24 protein-coding genes are annotated in these 23,937 nt (G+C 65.1%); 22 read left to right on the top strand and 2 right to left on the bottom strand.

All coding sequences use genetic code 11. The annotated features are described in order from the left end of the window. Positions 1 to 149: 149 nt before the first annotated feature. From F813_RS0100115 to F813_RS0100070, 10 genes are all read left to right on the top strand, one after another. The gene (locus tag F813_RS0100115) at positions 150 to 644 is read left to right on the top strand and encodes an ATP-dependent zinc protease (RefSeq protein WP_017925099.1); all 495 of its coding nucleotides are present in this window, start codon (positions 150 to 152) and stop codon (positions 642 to 644) included. Continuing rightward, positions 641 to 2,191: an inactive transglutaminase family protein gene (locus tag F813_RS0100110; protein ID WP_017925098.1), complete on the top strand. Its 1,551-nt coding sequence runs from the start codon at positions 641 to 643 to the stop codon at positions 2,189 to 2,191. The genes F813_RS0100115 and F813_RS0100110 overlap by 4 nt, the downstream gene beginning before the upstream one ends. Position 2,192: 1 nt before the next feature. Further along, complete coding sequence (locus F813_RS0100105) at positions 2,193 to 3,233, top strand: alpha-L-glutamate ligase-like protein (RefSeq protein WP_017925097.1); 1,041 nt, start codon at positions 2,193 to 2,195, stop codon at positions 3,231 to 3,233. An 84-nt stretch (positions 3,234 to 3,317) separates the two neighbouring features. After that, entirely contained in the window at positions 3,318 to 3,785 is a 468-nt protein-coding gene (locus F813_RS0100100) for a transcriptional repressor (protein ID WP_017925096.1), read from the top strand. A 328-nt stretch (positions 3,786 to 4,113) separates the two neighbouring features. After that, on the top strand, positions 4,114 to 4,626 hold the full coding sequence (locus tag F813_RS0100095) for a DNA-deoxyinosine glycosylase (protein WP_026148077.1): 513 nt from the start codon (positions 4,114 to 4,116) through the stop codon (positions 4,624 to 4,626). Positions 4,627 to 4,763: 137 nt separating this feature from the next. Beyond that, positions 4,764 to 6,092, top strand: a complete 1,329-nt coding sequence (locus tag F813_RS0100090; protein WP_017925094.1) for a hypothetical protein — start codon at positions 4,764 to 4,766, stop codon at positions 6,090 to 6,092. Between the two features lie 82 nt (positions 6,093 to 6,174). Further along, positions 6,175 to 7,110, top strand: coding sequence for a metal ABC transporter substrate-binding protein (locus F813_RS0100085; RefSeq protein WP_017925093.1), 936 nt, complete (start codon positions 6,175 to 6,177; stop codon positions 7,108 to 7,110). Between the two features lie 89 nt (positions 7,111 to 7,199). After that, positions 7,200 to 7,808 carry an ATP-binding cassette domain-containing protein gene (locus F813_RS0100080; RefSeq protein ID WP_017925092.1) on the top strand — a complete coding sequence of 203 codons (609 nt, stop codon included), beginning with the start codon at positions 7,200 to 7,202 and terminating at the stop codon, positions 7,806 to 7,808. Continuing rightward, positions 7,798 to 8,568 (top strand): metal ABC transporter permease, encoded by a 771-nt coding sequence (locus F813_RS0100075; protein ID WP_017925091.1) that lies wholly within the window; start codon positions 7,798 to 7,800, stop codon positions 8,566 to 8,568. The genes F813_RS0100080 and F813_RS0100075 overlap by 11 nt, the downstream gene beginning before the upstream one ends. Before the next feature lie 40 nt (positions 8,569 to 8,608). After that, entirely contained in the window at positions 8,609 to 9,469 is an 861-nt protein-coding gene (locus F813_RS0100070) for a class I SAM-dependent methyltransferase (RefSeq protein ID WP_017925090.1), read from the top strand. 253 nt (positions 9,470 to 9,722) lie between these two features. On the opposite strand, the gene folE2 is transcribed toward F813_RS0100070, so the two are convergent. Further along, entirely contained in the window at positions 9,723 to 10,667 is a 945-nt protein-coding gene (gene folE2, locus F813_RS0100065) for a GTP cyclohydrolase FolE2 (RefSeq protein ID WP_081601264.1), read from the bottom strand. A 115-nt stretch (positions 10,668 to 10,782) separates the two neighbouring features. Between folE2 and dksA the strand changes: the two genes are divergently transcribed. From dksA to F813_RS14475, 12 genes are all read left to right on the top strand, one after another. Beyond that, positions 10,783 to 11,184 (top strand): RNA polymerase-binding protein DksA, encoded by a 402-nt coding sequence (gene dksA, locus F813_RS0100060; protein WP_012983802.1) that lies wholly within the window; start codon positions 10,783 to 10,785, stop codon positions 11,182 to 11,184. Positions 11,185 to 11,247: 63 nt separating this feature from the next. Then, positions 11,248 to 12,504 carry a zinc metallochaperone GTPase ZigA gene (gene zigA / locus F813_RS0100055; protein WP_017925088.1) on the top strand — a complete coding sequence of 419 codons (1,257 nt, stop codon included), beginning with the start codon at positions 11,248 to 11,250 and terminating at the stop codon, positions 12,502 to 12,504. Continuing rightward, positions 12,501 to 13,148: a DUF1826 domain-containing protein gene (locus F813_RS0100050; RefSeq protein WP_012983804.1), complete on the top strand. Its 648-nt coding sequence runs from the start codon at positions 12,501 to 12,503 to the stop codon at positions 13,146 to 13,148. The genes zigA and F813_RS0100050 overlap by 4 nt, the downstream gene beginning before the upstream one ends. 214 nt (positions 13,149 to 13,362) lie before the next feature. Then, positions 13,363 to 13,815, top strand: coding sequence for a hypothetical protein (locus F813_RS14290; protein ID WP_155995106.1), 453 nt, complete (start codon positions 13,363 to 13,365; stop codon positions 13,813 to 13,815). A 4-nt stretch (positions 13,816 to 13,819) separates the two neighbouring features. Further along, the gene (locus tag F813_RS0100040) at positions 13,820 to 14,779 is read left to right on the top strand and encodes a YafY family protein (RefSeq protein ID WP_017925086.1); all 960 of its coding nucleotides are present in this window, start codon (positions 13,820 to 13,822) and stop codon (positions 14,777 to 14,779) included. Positions 14,780 to 15,029: 250 nt separating this feature from the next. After that, on the top strand, positions 15,030 to 16,139 hold the full coding sequence (locus tag F813_RS0100035; RefSeq protein WP_017925085.1) for a sugar-transfer associated ATP-grasp domain-containing protein: 1,110 nt from the start codon (positions 15,030 to 15,032) through the stop codon (positions 16,137 to 16,139). Between the two features lie 90 nt (positions 16,140 to 16,229). Beyond that, entirely contained in the window at positions 16,230 to 16,637 is a 408-nt protein-coding gene (locus F813_RS0100030) for an HIRAN domain-containing protein (protein WP_012983808.1), read from the top strand. Positions 16,638 to 16,753: 116 nt separating this feature from the next. Beyond that, positions 16,754 to 17,731, top strand: coding sequence for a type I-F CRISPR-associated endonuclease Cas1f (gene cas1f / locus F813_RS0100025; protein ID WP_012983809.1), 978 nt, complete (start codon positions 16,754 to 16,756; stop codon positions 17,729 to 17,731). After that, positions 17,728 to 21,096: a type I-F CRISPR-associated helicase Cas3f gene (gene cas3f / locus F813_RS0100020; protein ID WP_017925084.1), complete on the top strand. Its 3,369-nt coding sequence runs from the start codon at positions 17,728 to 17,730 to the stop codon at positions 21,094 to 21,096. Before cas1f ends, cas3f begins: the two co-directional genes overlap by 4 nt. Before the next feature lie 86 nt (positions 21,097 to 21,182). Further along, complete coding sequence (csy1, locus tag F813_RS0100015) at positions 21,183 to 22,457, top strand: type I-F CRISPR-associated protein Csy1 (RefSeq protein ID WP_012983811.1); 1,275 nt, start codon at positions 21,183 to 21,185, stop codon at positions 22,455 to 22,457. Next, a complete protein-coding gene (gene csy2, locus F813_RS0100010; protein ID WP_017925083.1) occupies positions 22,450 to 23,418 on the top strand; it encodes a type I-F CRISPR-associated protein Csy2 in 969 nt (322 codons plus the stop codon). The genes csy1 and csy2 overlap by 8 nt, the downstream gene beginning before the upstream one ends. Positions 23,419 to 23,434: 16 nt before the next feature. Continuing rightward, complete coding sequence (locus F813_RS14475; protein ID WP_231289533.1) at positions 23,435 to 23,755, top strand: type I-F CRISPR-associated protein Cas7f/Csy3; 321 nt, start codon at positions 23,435 to 23,437, stop codon at positions 23,753 to 23,755. Here the strand turns inward: F813_RS14475 and F813_RS13460 are convergent. After that, positions 23,646 to 23,937, bottom strand: a 292-nt coding sequence (locus tag F813_RS13460; protein ID WP_038059897.1) for a transposase, incomplete at its 5' end; no start/stop codon positions are given. The two genes, F813_RS14475 and F813_RS13460, sit on opposite strands and share 110 nt — an antisense overlap.

Genomic DNA, 23,937 nt, shown 5'->3' with positions numbered 1-23,937 from the left:
GCCTCCTGAAAAGGTTTGTGAACTGCCTAACATGGGTGAGTGGCACCACCGAGATAGAATGAATCTATTTTTGACCCAATGCCCCAGGAGGCCACGTGTCCATGCGCCAGATCCTTCCGCCCAGCTTAACGAAAACCGCCTTCTGGGGAATGCTGCTGGGCCTGGCCCTCGCCCTGCCCCTCGTGCATGCCAAGGAAGAACCATCGTCCCTGGCCATTCTGGGGACCATCGAAGATGTGGAAATCGCGAACGAAGGCATCGTGCTGGAGGCGCGTCTGGACACGGGCGCGACCTCGTCATCCCTGAACGCGCTCAACAAGGAAAAATTCGAGCGCGACGGCGAGGAATGGATCCGCTTCGATGTGATCGACCCGGATGACGAAGACGCCTACATCACCCTGGAACGTCCGGTTGAACGCAACGTCCGTATCCGCCGCCACAGCGGCGAAAGCCAGGAGCGCCCGGTAATCTTGATGGAGTTCTGCATCGGCGACCAGCGCATCAAGGGCGACACGACCCTGATTGACCGCACTAACCTCACCTATCAGGCCCTCATTGGCCGCGCGCATCTCGCCGATCATATTCTGGTCGACTCCGGCGCCGAACATACCCATCGGCCCAACTGCGGAGACGACGATTCGTGAGACGCTTTCATCTCCCGATCCTGATCGTGCTGTTGAGTACGATTGGGCTCGGGATCTTTGCGTACAAGGTCATCGCCCTGGACATGCCCGTCATGCCGGGGGCATCGGCCGAAACCTGGCAGATCGAGGCACGCGTTCGTTATCAGCCCACCGGGGGTGCGGCGAATGTGCAGTTGCGCATCCCGGATCGGCTGCCCAATTTCGCCATCCTGGACGAAGGCTTCGTCTCGCGCGGCTATGGCCTGAATACGCTGCGCGGCCAGGACGACCGGATCGCCCAATGGACCACACGGCAGCCGCGCGGGGAGCAGGTGCTGTACTACCGAGCAACCCTCTATCGCGACAGCGATGACCGCTCGGATGCCGACTACCCCGGGCCCGTTGCGGCCCCGGAGTGGACGGAGCCCTACCGATCCGCGGCACACGCATTGATCGAGGATGTCCGCAGCCGGTCGTCGGATATCCAGACCTTCGCGTCGGTGCTGGTCAACGACCTCGCCCACGCCGCGCCCGCATCGAATGCCGCGGTATTCGCCGATGACGGCGGCGACCGCGTACAGCGCAGCCAGACGCTGATCGAGCTCCTGGCCACGGCCCGCATCCCCGCGCGCATGGTCACCACGTTGCACCTGCGCGACGGTCGCCGCGACATACGGCCAGAAACCTGGATCGAGGTCCACAACACGCGGCGCTGGGTGCCCATCCACCCGCTGTCGGGCGAAATCGAATATCCGAACGATGTGGTCGTATGGGCTCATGGCTCCGCGCCCCTGCTGGAGGTCTCCAACGGACGCGACGCCGAGGTCCGCTTTGCCGTCTCGCGTGGCGTACAGGACGCGCTGACCACCGCCCAGCGATTCGGCGAGACCGTGAACGCGCAGCTGATGGAGTTCTCCACCCTGAATCTCCCGCTGGGAACCCAGAACACCTACCGCGTGCTGCTCATGGTCCCCCTCGGGGCCATGATCATCGTGTTCCTGCGCAATGTGATCGGCGTCCAGACATTCGGGACGTTCATGCCGGTACTGATCGCACTGTCCTTTCGCGAGACACAGCTACTGGCCGGGATCATCCTGTTTACCCTGATCGTGTCGCTCGGTCTGGCCGTGCGTTTCTATCTCGAGCACCTGCGATTACTGCTCGTACCGCGACTGGCCGCCGTGGTCAGCGTGGTCATCATGCTGATGCTCGGGATCAGCATCCTCTCGCACCAACTGGGGTTCGAGCGCGCACTCGCGCTGTCGCTGTTCCCGATGGTCATCCTGGCCATGACGATCGAACGCATGTCCGTGGTCTGGGAGGAGCACGGACCCTCGGACGCGATTACGCAGGGCATCGGCAGCCTGGCCGTGGCCGCAGCCGCCTATGGACTGATGGCCAATCGCCACCTGGAACACCTGCTGTTCGTGTTCCCTGAACTGCTTCTGGTACTGCTGGCGATGACCCTGCTGCTCGGACGCTATACAGGCTATCGCCTGAGCGAGCTGTTCCGCTTTGGCCGCATGCAGGAAGCCATGCAGCCCTCCAAACGCTCGGAGGATCGCTAGCATGGGCTGGCTGCCACGCTTCGTGCTCCCGCGGACCCTGCGTGCGCAGGGCATCATCGGGATGAATGCGCGCAATGCGCGCTTCATCGCCCAGTACAACCACCGACGCTTCTACCCGCGGGTGGACGACAAGCTGGAAACCAAGCGCCTCGCCCTGGATGCCGGCCTTTCGGTGCCCGAACTCTACGGCGTCGTCCGCTCGCATCATGAGATTCGCAAGCTCGACCGGCTGCTGCGCGCCTATCCGAACGGCTTCGTGATCAAGCCAGCGCATGGGGCTGCCGGCGACGGCATCGTGGTGATTACCGGCTGGCGCGGGGACCGGCTGCGACGTGCCAGCGGCCGCACGATGGAGCTGAGCGAACTGCATGATCACTGCTCCAACATCCTCTCCGGGATGTACAGCCTGGGCGGCCGCCCGGACGTGGCGATGATCGAGCAGCGGGTGCGATTTTCCTTGGCGTTCGATCCGGTTACCTATCGTGGCGTGCCCGACATCCGGACCGTCGTCTACCGGGGCTACCCGGTCATGGCCATGATGCGCCTGCCCACCCAGGACTCCGACGGCAAGGCCAACCTGCACCAGGGTGCCGTCGGCACCGGGATCGACCTGGCCTCCGGCAAGACCATCGGCGGGGTGCAGCACAATCGACCCATCTGGGAACACCCGGATACCGAGCATTCGATTGTCGGTCTGGAGATCCCCGGCTGGGAGGACCTGATGCAGCTGGCGTCGGGCTGTTACGAGCTCAGCAAACTGGGCTACCTGGGCGTAGACGTCGTGATCGACCAGGACCGAGGCCCTCTGATCCTCGAGCTTAACGCCCGCCCTGGGCTCGCCATCCAGATTGCCAATGGCGAAGGGCTCGAGAGCCGACTGCTCGCCGTCGACGCCCACCTGGTCGGACGCGAAGGAACCGAGTCACCCGAGCAGCGTGCCCACTGGGCCGCCAAGGTCTTCGCTCGCTCCGAGGCCACGGAAGTGGCTCCGGCGGAATTGGCCCCGCAGGACGCCCAACAGACCGCCACGGAGGCGCGCTAGTCGGCAGCCCCCGAACCCTCGACTGAGGCACGCGTCTGTCGCGTCCCCGGGAGGCCCGCCTCACTTTTCGCTATCCTAGGGCCCATGACCACCGCACATTCCCACAGCCCGACCGATATCGAACAAGCTCTTGCGGACGCCGAACGCGTGTGTGCCCGGCGAGGGGCCCGGCTGACCGAGCAGCGCCGTCGCATCCTCGAACAAATCCTGCGTACCGACGGCGTGATCAAGGCCTACGACCTGATTCACGCCCTGTCCTCCGACGACCACAGCATCAAGCCGCCGACGGTCTACCGAACACTGGCGTTCCTCCTGGAACAGGGCCTGATCCACCGCATCGAGAGCCTCAACGGCTTTGTCGCCTGCTCTCACCCCGGCGAGCGCCACGAGTCCGCATTGATGATTTGCGACGGCTGCGGCCAGATCACCGAGTTTCACACACCGGAGCCGGCCACCCAGGCACTTGAGGCCCGGGCCACCGACCAGGGCTTTGCCATCGAATCGCGCATGGTCGAGCTGCACGGACGCTGCGCGGACTGTCGCAACGTCTGAGGGAAACACGGATCAATGTACACACCCGCGTTGGCACCCCAGGTTTTCCGAGACAAGGCGCGGTGCGCAGCCGGTAGTGGTTCTACCGGCCCGTTTTTGATGGATGCGGGCCGCAACGCGGACTCGGGGAACCTGGGGTGCCAACCCCACAACTTAATGAATGAAGGGGCTCGGCCGCCCGTTGTTATCAGAAACGGGCGCGGGAACGGCGTTGCGGTTCCCTTGTGCAGAATGATGGCACGGCAGTCACCGCGCCTTGATCGCGCGCAAAAGCGAGTCGAGCACGAGCGTGCACATTGATCAGTGTTTCCCTGGGCGGTCCGGGATGATGGCCGAGCCCGCTCACCTTCAAGCCTTTCCACCGGTCCTGAACGCCCACACTCGCGCCGTCGTGCTGGGCAGCTTCCCCGGGGTGGCCTCCCTCCAGGCGCAGGCGTACTACGCGAACCCGCGCAACCAGTTCTGGCCGATCATGGCCACGATCCTCGGCGAACCCTTCCCTGATCTTGAATACCCCGAGCGCATCCGGCGTCTGCTCGAACACCGCATCGGCCTGTGGGATGTCTACGGCGCCTGTCGGCGCGAAGGCAGCCTTGACAGCGCGATCCGTGCCGCCGTACCGAACGACCTCACTCGGCTGACTCGGGAAGCGCCAGAACTGCGCCTCGCCCTGCACAACGGCGCGGAGAGCGCCCGCCGTCTGCACGAGGCCCGGACCCTGGGCATCGAGGCCCTTCGCCTGCCATCGACCAGCCCGGCCAACGCCCGCTGGAGCTTCGAGGCCAAGCTCGAGGCCTGGGCCGAAGCGCTGGCATCCGCCGGGATTCCCGGGCACCCGTAGCCCCTCCTGCCCCCTGACAAGAAGGTCGGGGTTGCGCCCTGCAATGTTATCTTATAACGTTCCGCACTCGTGTAACGATATAACAACCGATTCACGCTGAAGTCTTCGGCGTGTCTGTACATGTTTGGGAGTCCGTCATGCCACACAACACGCACCTGCTCCGCCCGGCCCTGGGCGGACTGACCGCCCTGGCGCTCGCCGCACCGACCGGCGCGGGCGCCCAGCAGTGGGAGACCCGCGCGGGAGACCGCAACTGGGGATTGGATATCTCGTTGATCCTGGAAGGCATCTACTACAACGAGATGTCCCGCGGGATCCGCGAACCGGCTGGCTTCTCGGACGGCCATGACCATGGTGACGACCACGGACACGGGCATGACCACGGGTTCGACGACGGCTTCAACCTCGGACACAACGAACTGGCATTCGAGGCCAATCTCGGCGACCTGTTCGACGGGTTCCTGATGCTCGGATTCGACGAGGACCACGTCGAAGTCGAAGAGGCCTACCTGACCACGCGAGCCCTGCCCGGCGGTTTCCAGGTCAAGGCGGGCAAATTCCTGTCGGACATCGGCTACATCAACAGCCGCCACGGCCACGACTGGGACTTCGTTGACCGCCCGCTGGTCAACGAATACCTGTTCGGCGACCACGGCCTGCAGGAAACCGGCGTTCAGGCCACCTGGCTCGCCCCGACCACGACCTACACCAAACTCGGGGTAGAACTCCTCCAGGGCGATGACAGCTTCATCCCCTATCAGGGCTCGGGCGGCTCGCACACCACCAACGACGGCGACGAGATTCGCTCCTCGTTCTCCAGTGTGTCGGGTCCGCGCCTGATCACTGCCTTCGCCAAGTTCGGGCCCGATCTGGGGCCGGATCACGCGATGCAGTTCGGCGCCTCCGGTGGCTACGCCCGCACCTGGCAGGAAGAGACCGAGCATGGCTCCGGCCTGGAAGAATGGGATGGCGACGCCTGGTTCGCCGGTCTGGACGCCGTCTACAAGTACAGCTCGGGGCGCGCCTACGGCCACGGCGACTGGCGGCTGCAGGGCGAGTACTTCTATCGCGAGATCGACGTCGACTACCAACGGCGCGAAGACCAGACCACCGTCGCCGGCAACGCCCAGGGCAGCGGCAAGGCGCGCCAGGACGGTCTCTATATCCAGGGGGTCTACGGTTTTGCCCCGCGCTGGGAGGCCGGTCTGCGTTCCGAGGCCCTGGGCCTGACCAATCGCGGCCTGCCGACCAACGAAGGCAGCGAGCGCAACTTCGCGGAGCCGTCGTTCGGCACCAGCTATCGCCACTCCGCCCAGGTCACCTTCCGCCCGGTGGAGCCGGTATTCCTGCGCGCGCAGCTGTCGCAGAACGACTTCGTCGACGAGGACGGTGATCGCGACCGCGGGCTGGAGTTCATGCTGCAGCTGAACGTGGCCCTCGGCGCGCACGGCGCCCACCGCTTCTGATCAGTATGGCCTTGCTCAGGGTCGGCAGGACCGTTGATGCCCTGCCGGCCCATCCGTACCCCGATATCACCAGGAGTCCAGCATGCCCTTTAGCAAGACTCGCACCCGGATCACCCGGATCACCCGGACACTCGCCGCCGTTGCCTCGGTGGTGGCACTCACCTTCATCCTGCTACCCGCGCAGGCGGCCGCCGGGCTGAACATCGTGGCCACCACATCCACGCTCGGCGCGCTGGCCCGCGAGATCGGCGGCGACGAGGCCGAGGTCCGAGTGCTCGCGCCGCCGGACCGCGACGCCCATTACCTGGATGCCCGGCCCAGCTTCATGGCCGCCCTGCGTCGGGCCGACCTGCTGCTGGAGATCGGGGCCGGCCTCGAGGAAGGCTGGCTGCCCGCCGCCCAGCGTGGCGCCAACAACCGCGCAATCAACTCGGGACAGCCGGGCCACTTCCGCGCGGCCGACAAGATCGAACTGCGTCGGTCCATCACCATGGACGGTCCGAACATGGGTCACGTGCATGAAGAGGGCAACCCGCATTTCAATGCCGATCCCCTGCGCATGGCCGAGATCGGTATCGCGCTGGCCGAACGCATGGGCGAACTGCGGCCCGATCACGCCGAGGCCTTCATGGAGCGCGCCGAGGCAGCCGCCGAACGGTTACGCGAGCACGCCGAGACCCTGGCCGAACAAGTCGAGCCGGACCAGCGCATTGTCGTCTACCACGAAGACCTCGACTATCTGGAAGAGTGGCTGCCGGTGGAGATCGTCGGTTATCTGGAGCCGGCCCCGGGCATCCCGCCGACCGCGCGTCACCTGCGCAGCCTGGTGGACGAACTCGAAGGCACCGAAGGCACTGTCCTGCACGCGATATTCCATCCTGAGCGAGGCGCCGAGTTTCTGGAGCGCCACCTGGGGTGGCCGACCCATGCCGTCCCCCTCGATCCGCCCGCGGACGCAAGCCTGGATGGCTACCTGGAGCTGATGAGCACCTGGGCAGAGGCGCTACCGCAGCGCTAGCCTCAGGTTTGCGTCTCCATATCGGTCGGACCCGGAAAAACGCTTTCCGGGTCCGTTATCATTGGCGCCCCCCGTATCCGCGACCCTTTATGCCCTCCGAACCGTCACAGCCTGCCCTGCACGCCCGGTCCGTTTACCTCGGGTTCGACCGGCCGGTCCTGGGGCCGCTGTCGCTGGAGATCCCGGCAGGTGCGCGCTGGGCTCTGACCGGACCCAACGGGGTGGGCAAGTCGCTGCTGCTCAAGGCCATCACCGGGCAGGCCCGGGTCCATGGCGGACGCCTGGAACTCGCCCCGGCGACGCGCGCCAGCCTGCTGGCACAGGATCACGCCCGGCCTCAGCCCTGGCCCCTGTCCGGGCGCGACTGGTTTCGCGCGATGGGGGCCATGGCACCCGGGCACGCCGGCGTCCGGACCCTGCTGGATCACCGACTGGACCGCCTGAGCGGGGGCCAGTGGCAACTGCTGCGCCTGGCCGCCGTGCTGAACAGCCACATCGAAGACCCATCGGCGCAGCGGCTGATCCTGCTGGATGAACCCGCCAACCACCTGGATGCCGAGGTGCGCACCGACGCGGTGGAACTGATCCAGGCGATCCCGGCCGAGACGACCCTGCTGATCACCAGCCACGACGATGACTTCCTGCAGGCCCTCGGCCTGGAGAACCATCCCCTTGTGGAGTACCTGGATGCCGGGTGACCTGCTGCTGACACCCTTCATTGCCGGCGTGCTTGTCACCATGGTGCTGGCGCTCGCCGGGGCGGGTCTGTTCCTGCGCGGCTCGGTCTGGCAGGCCCTGGCTCTGGGGCAATGGGCTGCGGTCGGTGGCGTCCTCGCCTCGGTTCTGCACTGGCCGGTGCTGCCCGTGGCCCTGCTGCTGGGGGGCGGCGTCATGGCGCTGCTGCAGCGCAGCCGGGATCGGGAGCGGCTCCCACTGGCCGTTTTTCTCGCCGGCCTGGCGGCGGTCACGCTACTGGCCGCCAACTTTGCCCAGGCCAGCCTGGCGGCCGCTGCCTGGGCCGAAGGCCAGCTCTACTTTGCCGGTCCCAACGAGCTCTGGGCCGCGAGCGGTCTGGGCCTGCTGACCCTTCTGATGGTCCCGGTGCTGCTCCGCGTATGGCTGCATGCCCAGATCGCACCGGATGTGTCGGCGGCCAGCAGGCCGGCTGTCTGGCAGCATCTCGGCGAAATCGTCTGGCTGGTCGCCGCCATCGTGCTGGGGAGCATGGTCCTGGGCCTGCCGGCCGCCCTGGCCAGCCTTCTACTGCCCGCCTGGGGTGCGGCCTGGCTCGCACGCAACCTCACCGGGCTGGTGCTCTGGGCGCAGGGCATCGCCCTGATCGGTTTCCTGGTCGCCTGGACCATCAGCCTGCCGCTGGATCAGCCCTTTGCACCGGTGCTGGTCCTGGTCAACGTCATGCTCGCGCTCGGCGCCCGCCTCGCCGCCATGCTGCGCTGACCCGACGCGTTCCACCCCACCGCAAGCAACGACTGACGCCATGACATCCAACACCGCCCACTCGTCATCCATCAGTGCGAATGGCACTTCGCCGATTTTCCAGGCCATCGAGAAGGCGCAGGGCGACCAGCCCTGGGGCAGCTTTCTTGATGCCGGGACGGGTCGCAAGTCCATCGAGTGGATCAGTCGCCTGGACACCGAGCGCTGGACGGCGGTGACGGCCTCCCAGGAGATGGCGCGCACGACCCGCAAGGCAGCGGGCACGGCGCGGCGCCGGCAGGACCGCATCCTGGTCGGCAACTGGATGTCGGATCAGCTTCTGTTCGGTGAACGCTTTGACACGGTGCTGCTGGACTACTTTATCGGGGCCATCGAAGGTTTCGCGCCCTACTGGCAGGACCGCGCCCTGCACCGGTTGCGGCCGCACGTGGGCGACCGGCTGTATCTGGTGGGCGTCGAACCTTACGTGCTGGTGGAACCGAAAGATGAAGCCGGCGCGCTCGTGAGGGAGATCGGACGCCTGCGTGACGCCTGCCTGCTGATTGCGGGCAACCGGCCCTATCGCGAATACCCATCATCCTGGGTCATGCGCCAGCTTGGAATCGCGGGATTCCGGGTTCTGGATGTCCGCTATTTTCCCATCCACTATCGCGAACGGTTCGTCAACGGCCAGCTCGACCTGTGCCTGCGGCAGCTGCCGCATTTCAGCGACGAGGGTCTGGCCAAGGCCATGCACCACCAGATCGAGGTCCTGCGTGAACGCGCCCTGCCTTTGGCCCGCAGCCAGGAGGGGCTGAAACACGGCGCAGACTACCTGATCGTGGCCGAACCGATGGCCGACCGGCATCGCGGCCTGCACGACCCGCTGCAGCCTCATCAGACCCTCCCGAACCCGGAGTAGCCTCAAGCCGATACCGGCTCACCAAACGGCACACAGCATTACTGACCGAGCATGTTGACACCAATACGCAGTTGCGTATGATTCTCATTTAGATGCGCAGCCCGGACAGCTGTGTGTCGCCAGGACGAAAGGCGGCTTTCTGCCTTTGGTCTCTCCAACCTCCGTAAGCGTTGCCGCCGGATATGCAATCCGGCGGCTTTTTTATGCATCGTCGTCACCGCCAGGCATGCCGGTCCGCAACGGGCCGACGGCTTCAGCGACGGTCGGTCACCCTTCGTTCAACACGGGCGACCGCGTCATGCGCATGCAGACTCTCGCGATGGCGAACGTGGATGCGATAGCCGCGGGCGGAGTACTCCGGGCGCAGGGTGCTGTCCAGGCGCCGTACGGCGTCTTCGCAGAACATCAGGTTACGGCCGTTGGCGAGCGCGAAGGCCTTCTCGTCGACACGCTTCACCGCCGTTTGCAGGGCTGTGCCCAGCGTCTGTTCCACACCATCGATCAGATCGGGCAGGGGCAGCGTCGATATCAGCGGATCCAGACCGACCGTAACGGTTGCCTCGCTGCGCTGGCTATGGGGCGTCGCGACAATCCCCTCGGCCCGGCCCAGCCATTCGCGCACGGTTGCCGCATCCACGGCCGCTCGCGTGAAGTCGCGGTCGAACTGCTCCTGGATCGCCTGCCGCGCCAGGGCGGCGGAGCAGGGACAGGTGGAGGAATAGCCCACCTGAACCTCCAGTTCCAGGGACACAGCCCCGGACTCGCTGCGTGCAGCGATCCGGAACGGGTAGCGCTTCCAGCCCGCGGACGCACTGACCAGGGCCGGCCGTTCCAGCGGCAGCTCCCCGGCAAGACGGACCTCCGCCACGCTGGACAGGCCACCGTGCGAAGCCAGAAACGCCTCGAGCACATCACACAGCCGCGCAACGTCCAGCTCGCGGGACTCCAGCTGCCGCAGGGCCCTGTAGAGCCGTGACATATGGATACCGCGCGCGCCCGCGTCATCGAGGCTCACCCCCGCGCTGGCCCGGGCGACCACTGGCTGGCCGGTCAGATACAGCGGAAGGGTGATGTCTTCCATACCCACCCAGTCGAGTGCGGAGGCGTGCGTAGCAGCCGACGCGGCAATATCCGGTAGCGGATCGGTCGCGGAGGTTTCCGTATCCGGTGAGACCGGAGACACACAGGTAGAGGACATAAGACACCTTGTTGCAGGCGGGTCGACCCCATCACAGGACGGTGGCCGATCCGTGTTGTCGGGGCTCAATCGAAACGTTATGGTATAACATCCTTAGCGCAACCGACGGAACCCCATGACCCGCGACGAACTGCTGGCCATGCCTGCCGAGGCCTACATGAGCGAGGCCCAACTCGCGTACTTCCGCGAGCGCCTGCTCGAAATGCGCGACGAGATCCTGGCCGACATCGAGGGTGCCCGAGATGGGCTGCTCGACAACGAGCGCACCCCGGACGAACTGGACCGCGCGGCAATGGAGGAGCCCCGGCTCCTCTCCATGCGTGTACAGGAACGCGAGGGACGCCTGCTGCGAAAGATCGACCAGGCCCTGGATCGTATTCAGACCGGCGAATACGGCTACTGCGAAGTGAGCGGTGAACCCATCGGCCTGCCACGCCTGCTGGCGCGTCCCACGGCGACCCTCTGCATCGAAGTCAAGGAACGCCAGGAAAAGACCGAGCACGTAATCGTTCGCTGAGGCCGCATCCCCATTCGACTCGGGCGCGCTCCAGCGGCCCGAGCATTTCCCCTGGAGGTAGCAATGAAACGTCTTCCCGTCACCGTCCTCTCCGGCTTTCTCGGCGCCGGCAAGACCACGCTGCTCAACAACATCCTGCACAACCAGTCGGGGCTGCGCGTCGCGGTCATCGTCAACGACATGAGCGAGGTCAACATCGACAGCGCCCTGGTGCGCGGCGGCCAGGATGCCGTCACCCGTACCGATGCCCGCATGGTCGAGATGACCAACGGCTGCATCTGCTGCACGCTGCGGGACGACCTGCTGGTGGAGGTGCGCCGCCTCGCCGAATCCGGGCAATACGACTACCTGGTCATCGAATCCACCGGCATTTCCGAGCCCATGCCCGTGGCCGCCACCTTCGCCTTCCGCGACGAGAACGGTCAGTCCCTGGATGATGTCGCCCGCCTCGACACCATGGTGACCGTCGTCGACGCCGGCGCTCTGCTGAAGGACTATGCCTCCACCGATTATCTAGGGGATCGGGGTGAATCACTGGGCGAGGAGGACGAGCGCACCGTCGTCGACCTTCTGGTGGATCAAATGGAGTTTGCAGATGTCATCATCATCAACAAGGTGGACCGCGCGACGCCCGATGAACTCGCGACCGTTCGCGGCGTGGTCCGCGGCCTGAACCGCGAAGCGCATGTGATCGAGGCCACCCATGGCAACGTTCCCCTCGAACTGCTTCTGGGCACCGGCCGCTTCGACTTCGACCGCGCATCGCAGGCCGCTGGCTGGGCGCAGGAGATGATGGGCGGACACACGCCGGAAACCGAGGAATACGGGATCTCGAGCATCGTGTATCGGGTGAATCGCCCGTTCCACCCGGCCCGCTTCTTTGACCTGCTGCACCAGGAGTGGCCCGGCGTGATCCGCAGCAAGGGCTGGTTCTGGCTGGCCTCGCGCCCGGACTGGGCCGGCACACTGTCACAGGCCGGCGGCGCGCTGACGCATCACGCCGCCGGCTTCTGGTGGGCCGCGGTACCACCGGAGAAACGCCCCACTGACGAAGACTGGTGGGACACTGCCATCGCGCCGGTGTGGGACGAACGTTTCGGCGATCGCCGCCAGGAGATCGTACTCATCGGTATCAACATGGACGCGGACGCCATGCGCCAGCGTCTCGATGCCTGCCTGCTCACCGATGACGAAATGGCGGCGGGCCCGCAGCAATGGCAGCACTTCGAGGACCCGTTCCCGGTCTGGAGTCTTGCGGACGAAGCCGATACCGCGACATCACCCGAAGAATCCCGGACCGGAGAGGTGTCATCCGCATGAGTCCGAAAAACCAATCCGCACATCGCCCCGGGCCCTCCAGTCGTCATCGCTTCGTCGACCAGTCCAGGGAGCTCCTGGGCATCCACCGTGAAGAGGTCAATGCACTGATCTGGAGACGACCACTGGACCTGGCCCTGTCGACTCAGTCGGAAGCCCTGGCCAGTACCGAGCCGGGTATGCTGCTGGATATCCGCTGCCGTCCCGACCAGGTACGGCTCCGGCTCCTGGAAGCCACCGGACAGCCCCCGTTCCAGGTCCATCTGCTGGGCCGGGACATTGAGCATCTCGCCCGCGCATTCGCCATCGTTGCGAGCGCGGTCAGCATCAGCATTCAGCTTGAAGTCCTCGATCATCAGCCCTGCCGCCTGTTCCATGTGGACAACAATGTCCTTCGCATGTTATGCACCTATTTCGGGCCCGGGACCGAGTACGCGGACGAGCGACATCTGAACCGCGAACGACTGCAACAGAACGACAACGAGGGCGTGCTAGGCGGGCGCCCCCCGTTAATCACCGAAGCCGGACAGGCCATCCTGATGAAGGGCAAACGCTACGCGTCGGAAAATGGGCGCGGCGCGGTGCATCGATCGCCACCCGTTCCCGCGGGCCAGCGCCGCCTCGCGCTCCGTCTGGACTATCCATAGCGTTTGTCTCCGGTATCGCGCGGGACCTGCCCCACTGAAAGCTGCAAGCAGCAACCTCCCGGGCGCGAGGGGCCGGAGTCGCCGCTCTCCCCCATGGCAGCCCCAGAGGCGGACCTGTGTTGTTCACAAAAAGCCGGAAAGCCACTTGACCCGTGCGTCGTCTTTCGTCAACCTTCAATTGCGAACGCTTCTCATTTCCTTTAGGAGGTCTCGAATGTTCACCCTGGATGCCTGGCTGGAACGCACCCACCCTTCGCTGCGGATCGTCGACAGCGCCTCACGCCGCGTCATCGCCCAGTGGCAGGGAGACGATCTGCACCACCTGTTCGAATCCGGCACGATCGCGCCGGACGAATGCTGCGGACCACGCTCCCGGAAATCCGAACATGAAACGATTCGCGAGCTCATACTGGAAGCATGTCTGGAAGGGCTTACCGTGTGCCGGCGCAATCGGCCGCGCGTCTCACAGTGCGCAGCTTCGGCGACGTCTCAGTGCCCGCTCGAACAGCTCGCGACCAGTGAAGCACCACACCAACCCGACGGCCGGTCCCGAAACCTCCAGCTCATTGGCTCGACCCGAAGCGTTCCGGTCCGCCACAAGGCCCATGATATTGCGCAACGACCATCGTTGCGCTTAGCGTTCCGAAAATGCCCTTCCCCCTACTGACCCGGTGAACCGCGCCGAACGCATCTTTCATCTGCACCGCCTGCTGCAGGCGCGGCGCCCGCCGTCGCTGGCGAACCTGATGGAACGGCTCGAGGTCTCGCGCGCCACCATCAAGCGCGACATCGAGTACATGCGCGATTTCATGCAGGCGCCGATCGAATACGACCCGCAGGCCAACGGCTACCGCTATGCCCAGGACGCCCCGGCCTTCGAACTGCCCGGGCTGTGGTTCAACGAGTCTGAATTGCTGGCACTGCTGACCATGGAGCAGTTGCTGGAGGACGTGCAGCCGGGTCTGCTGGCACCCACGCTGGGCCCGCTGAAGGAACGCATCCGCGAGCTCCTCGCCAGTGGGGGGCACCAGCCGGACGCCGTGCGCCGTCGCATCCGCATCCAGCCACTGGCGCAGCGGGGCGGGCGCAGCGAGGGTTTTCAGGCCGTGGCCGCCGCCACGCTGGACGAACAGCCCGTCGCAATCGAGTACCACGGCCGCGCCCGCGACACTGCGACCCAGCGTGTGGTGCATCCACAGCGCCTGCTCTACTACCGCGACAACTGGTATCTGATCGCCTGGTGCGAGCAGGCACAGGACCTGCGGACCTTTGCCCTGGAACGGATCGGCTCGACAACCCCGGCCGAGGGCACCTACCGCGACATCGACGAGGCCACGCTGGACGCCCACACCGGCTCGGCCTTCGGCATCTTTACCGGCCCGGCGCAGGAATGGGCCGAGCTGCGCTTCACCCCGGAGCACGCCCGCTGGGTGGCCGACGAGGCCTGGCACCCGGACCAGATCGGCGAATACGAAGGTGACTCATACCACCTGAAAATCCCCTACGCAGACCCCACCGAGCTGGTCCAGGAAATCCTGCGCCACGGAGCCGGCGTTGAGGTGCTTGCGCCCGACAGCCTGCGTACGCGCGTCGCCGAAGCCCTCAGGGAAGCGGCCCGCCAGTACCCGTAACGCCCTGCGGTTGGGGATCGACGAGCCTGCCGCGTTCCCTCGAGATCACAAAATCCGCAACACCCGCGATCCACAAAGGCGTTCTGTGAACTTTGATCGAGACGGCAACGTCTCGCGCCTCCTAGCATTCGCCATGTACATGGACAGCGTCTAGAAAAGACGAAGGGATTCAGGGGTGTTACGCACATATCACTCATTGAAAAGGCGTTATGGCCGCTATCGGCTTTACCGGGTGCATCGCAGGGAAGCGATGAAACTGCTGCGGCCGATTGAGAAACAAAAAGGGCGCCTGCCCCGTTCCGTCCGCCGCCAGACACGGGAATACGCCGCCGAAGTGCTCGGCTGGAGCGGCTATGCCGACTGGCTTCAGGTGTACGCGGCCGTGGCCGGGGAATTTCGCGAGGGCTGGATTCCCGGCAACTACTACAGTCAGATGGTATTGCCGACCATCAACCGCAAGGCGGGTCAGATCTCCAGTGTCCGGTCACTGTCGCGCCATCTCTTTCGCAGCCCGCACTTTCCCGATCGCGCCCACGTCATGAACGGTCGGCTGATCTCTCCGTCTTTTCGCCCGATCCCGGACGACGCCTGGGAGCGCACGCTGTTCCGCCATTCCAGTCGTGTCGTGTTCAAGCCGGACGGCGGCCGCGAGAGCAGCGGAGTGATGTTGCTGGACGCCCGGACACTGGACCGGGATCGCCTGCGCAAGCTGCCCGACGGCACCCTGCAGGAGTTCGTGGTCCAGCATGAACTGTTCGACCGCATTGCCCCCGGGTTTGTAACCACGCTGCGCATCACCACTGTCCTGCATCCCCATGGCCAGGCTCGCGCCCGCGCCGCATTCCTGCGCACAGGCATCGACCCCAACCAGCACGCTCCGCAGGCGGCCGACTTCTGTATTCCGCTGAATCGTGCCACGGGGGAACTGGAAGAACTGTACATCCCCGTCTCGGCCGAAACCGGATGCCTGGGCGCCTTCGGCTATCTCCCCGACTGGACCGAGACAGAACGCCACCCCGTATCCGGCATCATGTTCGCGGGTCTCGAGATCCCCGCCTTCCGTGAGGCCGTCTCGGTCGTGGAGAAACTCCACAACCGGATCCCCCATGTCGGCTGCATCGGCTGGGATGTCGCCATCAGCCGTCAGGGCGAGGTTCGCCTGCTCGAGTGGAATGCACGATTGCCGGCCATCACCTTCGCCGAAGCCGCCATGGGTCCCTGTTTCACCGGCCTCGGCTGGGAACACCTCTGGCGCCCGCCGGAACAACGCCCCGTCCCCGCAACTCCTCCCCTGCAAGACCCTCCCGGCAACAAGGTCAAGGCCCCCATGACTGCCAAGGCCCGGCCCAAACCCGCCTGAGCGAAAACGCCCTCAGGTCCGGTGGCTCATCCTGTGAGCCACCCCCGGTGCTACAACGGATCCCAGACCCAGACAAGAACGGAGTCCGAGATGCCCAACAAGACCCAGCAGGCCCGCCCGATCCCCGCCCTGCGCGGCTACTACGCCAAGCGCGGGCGCTACAGCGCGACCGCGACCACCGAAGAACTGCTGCAGACGATCCCCCTGGCCGGCTTCCGCCACCACGACGCCCCGAAGCTGTGGAACGCCCTGAAGCGCGGCCAGGCCCTGACCCTGCGCCGGGAACGGCTGAACCCGCATGACGCCAAGGCCGTCGCCATCGACTGGGTCGACCACCACCTCGGCTACCTGCCGCGCGACCGCAACGGCCTGGCCGCCGAACTGCTGGACCGCGACGAGCCCCTGGTCGCCCGCATCCTCGAAAAACGCGATCACGCCGACCGCCACAAGCAGCTGGAACTGGGTCTGTATCGGATGCGCCGCGCCTGCGGCGTGTGACACCCACAAGCAATGAGGACCCTTCAGACCCATACAACAGGACAATACCTTTCAGAACGAATGGAAAAAATGGGGCCCTAGTGGCACGGTAGTCGCTGTGGGCAACAGGGGTAATCATGGACGACTTATCGCCGAGCGACCTGAAGACCATCCTTCACTCGAAACGGGCCAACATCTACTACCTGCAGTACTGCCGGGTGCTGGTGAACGGTGGCCGTGTCGAGTACGTCACCGACGAGGGGAAGCAGTCCCTCTACTGGAACATCCCGATTGCCAACACCACAACACTGCTACTGGGAACGGGAACCTCCATCACCCAGGCCGCGATGCGGGAGCTGGCCAAGGCCGGGGTGCTCGTCGGCTTCTGTGGCGGAGGGGGAACTCCGCTGTTCAGCGCAAACGAAGTGGATGTAGAGGTTGCGTGGTTCAGCCCGCAAAGCGAATACCGGCCGACCGAATACCTCCAGCAATGGGTTCAGTTCTGGTTCGACGACACCCGCAGGCTGGCCGCCGCCCGTCGCTTCCAGCTCGCTCGCCTGGAGCGGATCGAAGCCATCTGGCTGCGCGCCAGGACGCTGCCGAACGAAGGCTTCGATGTCCCCGAGGATCAGCTACGCACGCTCCTTGAGCCCATGGAGAGCGCCATCCGCGCGGCCGCGACCAACACCGACCTGCTGACCCTGGAGGCACGACTGACCAAACAGCTGTTCGGCCTGGCCTCGCGGACGGTGGGCTATGGCGAATTCACCCGTGCCAAACGCGGCTCCGGGACCGACCCCGCGAACCGGTTCCTCGATCACGGCAACTATCTTGCCTACGGGCTCGGCGCGACGGCGACCTGGGTGCTCGGCATTCCGCACGGCCTGGCGGTACTTCACGGGAAGACGCGCCGCGGCGGGCTGGTGTTCGATGTGGCCGACCTCGTGAAGGACGCCGTGATCCTGCCTCAGGCCTTCATCTCCGCCATGCGCGGCGACGAGGAACAGGACTTCCGCCAGGCCTGTGTGGATCGGCTGACCCAGGTCGAGGCACTGGACTTCATGATCGACACCCTGAAGTCGGTCGCCCAGGAGGGCGGGATGGGCACCGCATGAACGTCCTGTTCATTTCCCAGTGCAGCAAGAACGCCCTGTGTGAAACCCGGCGCATTCTCGATCAGTTCGCGGAACGCCGCGGCGAACGGACCTGGCAGACCCCCATCACCCGGGAAGGGCTCGACACCGTCCGGCGCATGCTTCGCAAGAGCGCGCGGCGCAACACGGCCGTTGCCTGCCACTGGATCCGTGGACGCAACCAGAGCGAGGTTCTGTGGATTGTCGGCAATGCGAGCCGGTTCAACCTCCGCGGCGCGGTTCCGACCAATTCGACGACCCGCGATGTGCTGCGCAGGCACGACGAAAACGACTGGCACACCGGAGAGGACATCAAGCTGCTGGCCGCCATGGCCGCACTGCTGCATGACCTTGGCAAGGCGTGCGCGGCTTTTCAGAACCGGCTTACCGCGCGGGGCAACCCCGGACGCAACGACTACCGCCACGAATGGATCAGCCTGCGAATGTTTCAGGCATTCGTGGGCGACGACGATGACCGGGGCTGGCTCGAACGCCTGAAGGACACGGCCCCGACCAGTGATCAAGACTGGATAGACGGTCTTCTGCGCGACGGGCTGGATCAAAAGGGCGGCTCCCCCTTTCGGACACTTCCACCGCTGGCAGCGGCGATCGGCTGGCTGGTGGTTAGCCATCACCGTCTTCCGCTGCTTCCGGACGACGACGGTCGCCCGGGCGGAAAGATCAGCGGATTTCGGACCGAAACCCTGCGAGGGCTTCCGGACATCATCGAGGCCAACTGGAACGAACAGCCCGGCGAAACCCGTCAGGCAGCCATAAGGCCCTATTGGGAATTCCGCCATTCGCTCCCCACGAGCAGCGAGAAATGGCATCTGCGGGCCCGGCACATCGCCGAACGGCTACTGGACCGACGGGCACACGCCGGAGATAACTGGCTCGACAGGCCCTATGTCATGCACGTGGCCCGCATGAGCCTCATGCTTGCCGACCATCACTATTCCAGCGTTACCGACCCGAGAAAGCGACTCAGGGGTGATCCGGACCACCGGCTGTACGCCAACACCAACCGCGAAACCGGACGGCTCAACCAGCCACTGGATGAACACCTGATCGGGGTGGAGGCCCATGCGCGTGCCATTACCGGCGCCCTCCCCGGGGCCGAGCAGCACCTGCCCCGCATCGCCCGGCACAGGGGCTTTCGCAAGCGTGCGTCCGACCCCCGATTCCAATGGCAGAACCGGGCATTCGATCTCGCCACCTCGCTGCGGGAACGCGCATCCGCCCAGGGTTTTTTCGGCATCAACATGGCTTCCACCGGGAGGGGCAAGACCCTGGCGAACGGCCGCATCCTGTATGGACTGGCCGATCCCGAGCGAGGAACACGCTTCTCCATCGCCCTGGGCCTGAGGACCCTGACGCTGCAGACCGGACAGGCCTATCGCCAACTGCTCAACCTGGGTGAGGATGAGCTGGCCATCCGCGTCGGTGGAGCCGCCAGTCGCACCCTGTTCGAACACTTCGAGGAACAGGCCGAACACCACGGATCGGCCTCGGCCCAGGAATTGATGGACGAGGACGGCCATGTCTACTTCGACGGCGACTTCACGAACCATCCGGTCCTCCGTCGCCTGAGCCGCGACCCGGCCACACGTTCCCTGATCGCCGCACCCATCCTGGCCTGCACCGTGGACCACCTGACGCCCGCGACCGAGAGCCTGCGTGGCGGCCGTCAGATTGCGCCCATGCTGCGGCTGATGAGCAGCGACCTGGTGCTCGATGAAATCGACGACTTCGGGCTGGAAGACCTGCCGGCTCTCACACGCCTGGTCCACTGGGCAGGACTCCTGGGCTCCCGGGTGCTGCTGTCGTCCGCAACGCTTTCACCCAGCCTGGTGGAAGGGCTGTTCGAGGCCTATCGCGAGGGACGGCGGGAGTTTCAGCGCAACCGCGGTGAACCCGGGCGTCCCGTCAACATCGCCTGTGCATGGTTCGACGAATATTCCGCCCAGCACCAGGATTGCGCGGACCAGCCGCAGATCGCGGCCGCCCATCGCCAGTTTGCGCAGGCCCGCAAGGCCCGGCTGGCCCGCGAACCGGTTCGCCGCAGTGCCACACTGGCCCCGGTTGCCATTACGAGCACCGAATCGCGCGAGGAGACCCGACACCAGTATGCGGACGATCTTCGTGAGCATGCACTGGAACTGCATCGGCAACACCACGCCACGGACCCCGAAAGCGGAAAGCGGATCAGCTTCGGACTGATCCGGCTGGCCAACATCGAACCCCTTGTCGATATTGCGCGCCATATCTTCCGGGAAGGCGCCCCGGAAGGACACCGCCTCCACCTGTGTGTCTATCACTCGCGTTTTCCGCTGGTGACCCGGTCGGAAATCGAAAGAAACCTCGACACGCTGCTGAACCGGAAAGCCCCCGATGCGGTGTTCCAGGCACCGGCGGTGCGCCGGCTTATCGACTCCAGCCCCGAACCGGACCAGCTGTTTGTCGTGATCGGGTCGCCCGTGACGGAGGTGGGGCGCGATCACGACTACGACTGGGCCGTCGTGGAGCCATCCTCGATGCGTTCGATCATCCAGCTTGCCGGGCGTGTCCGGCGTCACCGGGAGCCGGCCAACAGTTGCCCCAACATCATTCTGCCGCGGAAAAACCTGAAGGCGCTGGAAACCCCGAACAAACCGGCCTTCTGCCGTCCCGGCTTCGAGAGCGAGACGCACCGGCTGCGCAGCCATGATCTTCAGGAGCTTCTACGCCAGGAAGAATACGCCCGGGTGGACTCCATCCCCAGAATTCTCGAGCCCGAACCACTGCAGCCGACGGGTTACCTGGTGGACCTCGAACATGCACGCCTTCGCGACACGGTCGCACCCCGAGACACCGGACCGTCACCCGAGACCCTGTCTCCCAGAGAACGCCGGGCATGCAAGTCCGACAGCCCCCCGCCGCTGAACGCCGCATCCTGGTATCAGGTTTCCCGCGCCAGCCTGACCGGCACGCTCCAGCGCATCCAGCCATTCCGCGAGGCGTCCGCGCTGGAGGAGATCGAACTGGTCCTGATGCCGGATGACAGTGGCGAAGACTGGCAGCTGCAGCAGATCTGGAGCGCCCCGGGGAAACGGGGAAAGTCGGTCTATATCGATGTCGAGAAGAGCCTTCTCCTGCGCGAAGACCTGGAGGACAACATCGGCCCCCGAACCGACGTCTGGATCACGAGCCCCTACATGGATGCCCTCACGAGCCTCGCCGACGAGCTGGAGATGCCTCTCGAGGAATGCGCCCGGCGCTTCGGGACCGTCTCGGTGCCGAAGCACGAAAGCGGCTGGCGTGTTCACGACACCCTTGGTTTCACCGTGCGGCATCCGGCCAGGCAATAAGACGGAGACGACGAAACACTTCACCCATCACAAGATTCAACCCCGGAACCCCAATATGCATTCAACCGGCACAGGAGCAGCCTGACATGGAAAACGTGGAGGTCAAAGCGCTCCGAACTCTGATCGAGAGATTCCTGAATGAGCGTCTGCAGACCAAGATCGAGAAACTACAACCGGACGACCCGAAACGGGACGAGCTACAGCAACACCACCTGCGCGAGAACTGGGTGGCTGATGCCGCACGCCGGGTCGGCCAGTTGCAGATCGTCACGCACAGCCTCAAGCCGGTTCATCCGGACGCCAAAGGCACCAACCTCTACCGGCCACCGCACAAGATTCCGGATCATCCCGAGATCGGCAGCCATCTGCTGGGAAACGATTTCGACGAAGACGTCGTCGGTAATGCCGCCGCCCTCGACGTGTACAAGTTCCTCAAGCTCGAGCACGAAGGCAGAACGCTGCTAAGCCGCGCATTGGAGGGGAATGAGGAGCTGGCTGTCGCCTTCAGCGACGACCAGGACCAGGGCCGCGAATGGATGCGGGCCTTCGCTGCCATCGCCCGGCCCCGTGACACGGAGGCCTCCCACACCCTCGCCAAACAGGTTTTCTGGCTGGTCGGAGAGGACCCCACCAGAAACCAGGACTACCACCTTCTGGCCCCCCTGTACGCGACATCCCTCGCCCATCGGGTGTACCAGACCATCAATGAGCACCGGTTCTCGGACGAAGCCAAAGCCGCGCGCAAGGCTCGGCGCGAACGCGCATACAGCGACAGGGGCTACCATGAATACCCGCGCCTGGCCGTACAGAAACTCGGTGGCACCAAACCGCAGAACATCTCCCAGCTCAACAGCGAGCGTCGCGGGCAGAACTATCTGCTCGCCTCCCTGCCGCCCAACTGGATCAGCCGCGATGTGCGCCCGCCACTGCATGTCGAGTCCGTGTTCCCCCGACTGTTCGGCAGACGGCGCGGAGCCCGCGACACCTCCAGAGAACTCCAGCGCTTTCTGGCCACGGACCCACCGGCCAATGCCGACACGCGCCACAAACGCGACCAATACCTCGAGACGCTGATCGACGAACTGCTGCTGTTCGCCTCCGAGCTGCACTCCCTGGACCCCGGGTGGAGCGCGTCACCGGAGTGCCGGCTGAACCGTGCCGAGACGCTATGGCTGGACCCGTGGCGCGGCGAAATCGACGAAGACTTCGCGCAGTGGCGCGCAAGCGATGAATGGGTCGAGGAAGTCAGCCACCGCTTCGGTAACTGGGTAAACGCACAACTGGACCGGCAGTTGCCCGTGGGCGACCCCGAACACCGCCACTGGATGGACTCCCTGCGCGAGGTACTTTCCCATGCTTGACGAACCCCAGCACCTGCTGGAAATCCCCCGATTGCGGGTGCAGAACGCGAACGCCATCTCCAGCCCCATGACCTGGGGCTTCCCGGCCATGAGCGCTTTCGTCGGGCTGATGCACACCCTCGAGCGCTCACTGGTCGATCGCGGCGTGGACATCGTTTTTGATGCCGTCGGTGTCATCTGTCACCGGATCGAGCCCCAGATCACCGAAGACACGTTCCCCATCACCTTCCGGCTGACCCGCAACCCCGTTGGCAAGGATGGAGCGACCGCGGCCATTGTGGAAGAAGGGCGAACCCACCTGGAGATCACCCTCGTATTCGCCGTGCGTGGCGATGCCGGGCCCGATGTGGCGCAAACCGCAGAGCATCTCGTCCATCAGCTGCGTATCGCCGGCGGAACCGTACAGCCCCCCCTGCACGACAAACAGCGCCGCTGGCCGTCCCGGATCATCCCGATGTCAGACGATCCAGCGAAGAGGCCGAACGAATACCGGCGGCTGCTCCGGCGCTGGTTGCCCGGCTTCACCCTGGTCGCTCGCGATGACCTCCTGCAAGGCCATCTGCAGAATCTGCGGCAGGAAGATCCTGAATGTTCCCTGCTGGACGCCTGGCTCGATCTTGCGCGCCTGAATATGGAGTGCCGAACCCAGCCGCCGGAAAACGGCGAGGAGGAACCCCGTGCCCAGTGGGAGGCTCGCCTCCCGCGGGAGACAGGCTGGTTCGTACCTATCCCCGTCGGCTACGGGGCTCTCGGTCCGCTGCTAGACCCCGGCACCGTAAAGGCAGCAAGAGACCTCGAAACCCCATTCCGTTTTGTGGAAAGCCTGTACTCGATCGGGCAGTGGCTAAGCCCCCACCGCCTGACTACGCCGACACAGCTCCTGTGGTACCCGGACAGCGACCCGGACCAGGGGCGTTATCGCCTGCAAAACGACTTCACCCGACACAACACCCCCGCCTGATTCGAGAGGAAACGACATGGCCAAAAACGCTGAACTCCACACCGCTTCCGTCCTCGCCTTTGAACGCAAGCTCGACCCGTCCGATGCCCTGCTCTTCTCCGGGCAGTGGGATCACAGGGACAACCCCCAGCAATGGGCACCCGTGCCGGTACGGGAAAAATCCGTTCGGGGCACCATCTCCAACCGCCTGAAGGCGAACAAGCAGGATCCGGCAAAACTGGACCTGATTAGCAACGAGAGTCAGCCAGTCGCAGAACCCGCTCGGGCACGGGCCGGCAGTGCACGGCGGCGACCAGCAGTCGCGCCGGCAACGTCGCCAGATCAAAGCGTCGGTTGAAGCGGTAGGCGAATGCCGCGAGGTAACGGGCTGCGTACTTGGCGAACGCAAATGCATGGTAGCTCCCGCTCAGGCTGGTTTTGAGGTTGCCGAGCACGGTGTTGATCCATTGGAATTCGGGAAGATCCTGGGGTTTGCGCCCGGCCACGACCGTCGGCTGGTGCCGGCAGTCGGCCCTTGCG

The organism is Thioalkalivibrio sp. HL-Eb18, assembly GCF_000364985.1.
Classification (GTDB): Bacteria; Pseudomonadota; Gammaproteobacteria; order Ectothiorhodospirales; family Ectothiorhodospiraceae; genus Thioalkalivibrio.
Note: the sequence above shows the minus strand (reverse complement) of the source record. Positions and strands in the feature narration are given on the sequence as shown.

Coding starts and splice junctions, on each gene's coding strand:
- F813_RS0100115 (WP_017925099.1), top strand. CDS start 150: ATGCTGCTGGGCCTGGCCCTCGCCCTGCCCCTCGTGCATGCCAAGGAA.
- F813_RS0100105 (WP_017925097.1), top strand. CDS start 2,193: ATGGGCTGGCTGCCACGCTTCGTGCTCCCGCGGACCCTGCGTGCGCAG.
- F813_RS0100100 (WP_017925096.1), top strand. CDS start 3,318: ATGACCACCGCACATTCCCACAGCCCGACCGATATCGAACAAGCTCTT.
- F813_RS0100095 (WP_026148077.1), top strand. CDS start 4,114: ATGGCCGAGCCCGCTCACCTTCAAGCCTTTCCACCGGTCCTGAACGCC.
- F813_RS0100090 (WP_017925094.1), top strand. CDS start 4,764: ATGCCACACAACACGCACCTGCTCCGCCCGGCCCTGGGCGGACTGACC.
- F813_RS0100085 (WP_017925093.1), top strand. CDS start 6,175: ATGCCCTTTAGCAAGACTCGCACCCGGATCACCCGGATCACCCGGACA.
- F813_RS0100080 (WP_017925092.1), top strand. CDS start 7,200: ATGCCCTCCGAACCGTCACAGCCTGCCCTGCACGCCCGGTCCGTTTAC.
- F813_RS0100075 (WP_017925091.1), top strand. CDS start 7,798: ATGCCGGGTGACCTGCTGCTGACACCCTTCATTGCCGGCGTGCTTGTC.
- F813_RS0100070 (WP_017925090.1), top strand. CDS start 8,609: ATGACATCCAACACCGCCCACTCGTCATCCATCAGTGCGAATGGCACT.
- folE2 (WP_081601264.1), bottom strand. CDS start 10,667: ATGTCCTCTACCTGTGTGTCTCCGGTCTCACCGGATACGGAAACCTCC.
- dksA (WP_012983802.1), top strand. CDS start 10,783: ATGACCCGCGACGAACTGCTGGCCATGCCTGCCGAGGCCTACATGAGC.
- zigA (WP_017925088.1), top strand. CDS start 11,248: ATGAAACGTCTTCCCGTCACCGTCCTCTCCGGCTTTCTCGGCGCCGGC.
- F813_RS0100050 (WP_012983804.1), top strand. CDS start 12,501: ATGAGTCCGAAAAACCAATCCGCACATCGCCCCGGGCCCTCCAGTCGT.
- F813_RS14290 (WP_155995106.1), top strand. CDS start 13,363: ATGTTCACCCTGGATGCCTGGCTGGAACGCACCCACCCTTCGCTGCGG.
- F813_RS0100035 (WP_017925085.1), top strand. CDS start 15,030: ATGAAACTGCTGCGGCCGATTGAGAAACAAAAAGGGCGCCTGCCCCGT.
- F813_RS0100030 (WP_012983808.1), top strand. CDS start 16,230: ATGCCCAACAAGACCCAGCAGGCCCGCCCGATCCCCGCCCTGCGCGGC.
- cas1f (WP_012983809.1), top strand. CDS start 16,754: ATGGACGACTTATCGCCGAGCGACCTGAAGACCATCCTTCACTCGAAA.
- cas3f (WP_017925084.1), top strand. CDS start 17,728: ATGAACGTCCTGTTCATTTCCCAGTGCAGCAAGAACGCCCTGTGTGAA.
- csy1 (WP_012983811.1), top strand. CDS start 21,183: ATGGAAAACGTGGAGGTCAAAGCGCTCCGAACTCTGATCGAGAGATTC.
- csy2 (WP_017925083.1), top strand. CDS start 22,450: ATGCTTGACGAACCCCAGCACCTGCTGGAAATCCCCCGATTGCGGGTG.
- F813_RS14475 (WP_231289533.1), top strand. CDS start 23,435: ATGGCCAAAAACGCTGAACTCCACACCGCTTCCGTCCTCGCCTTTGAA.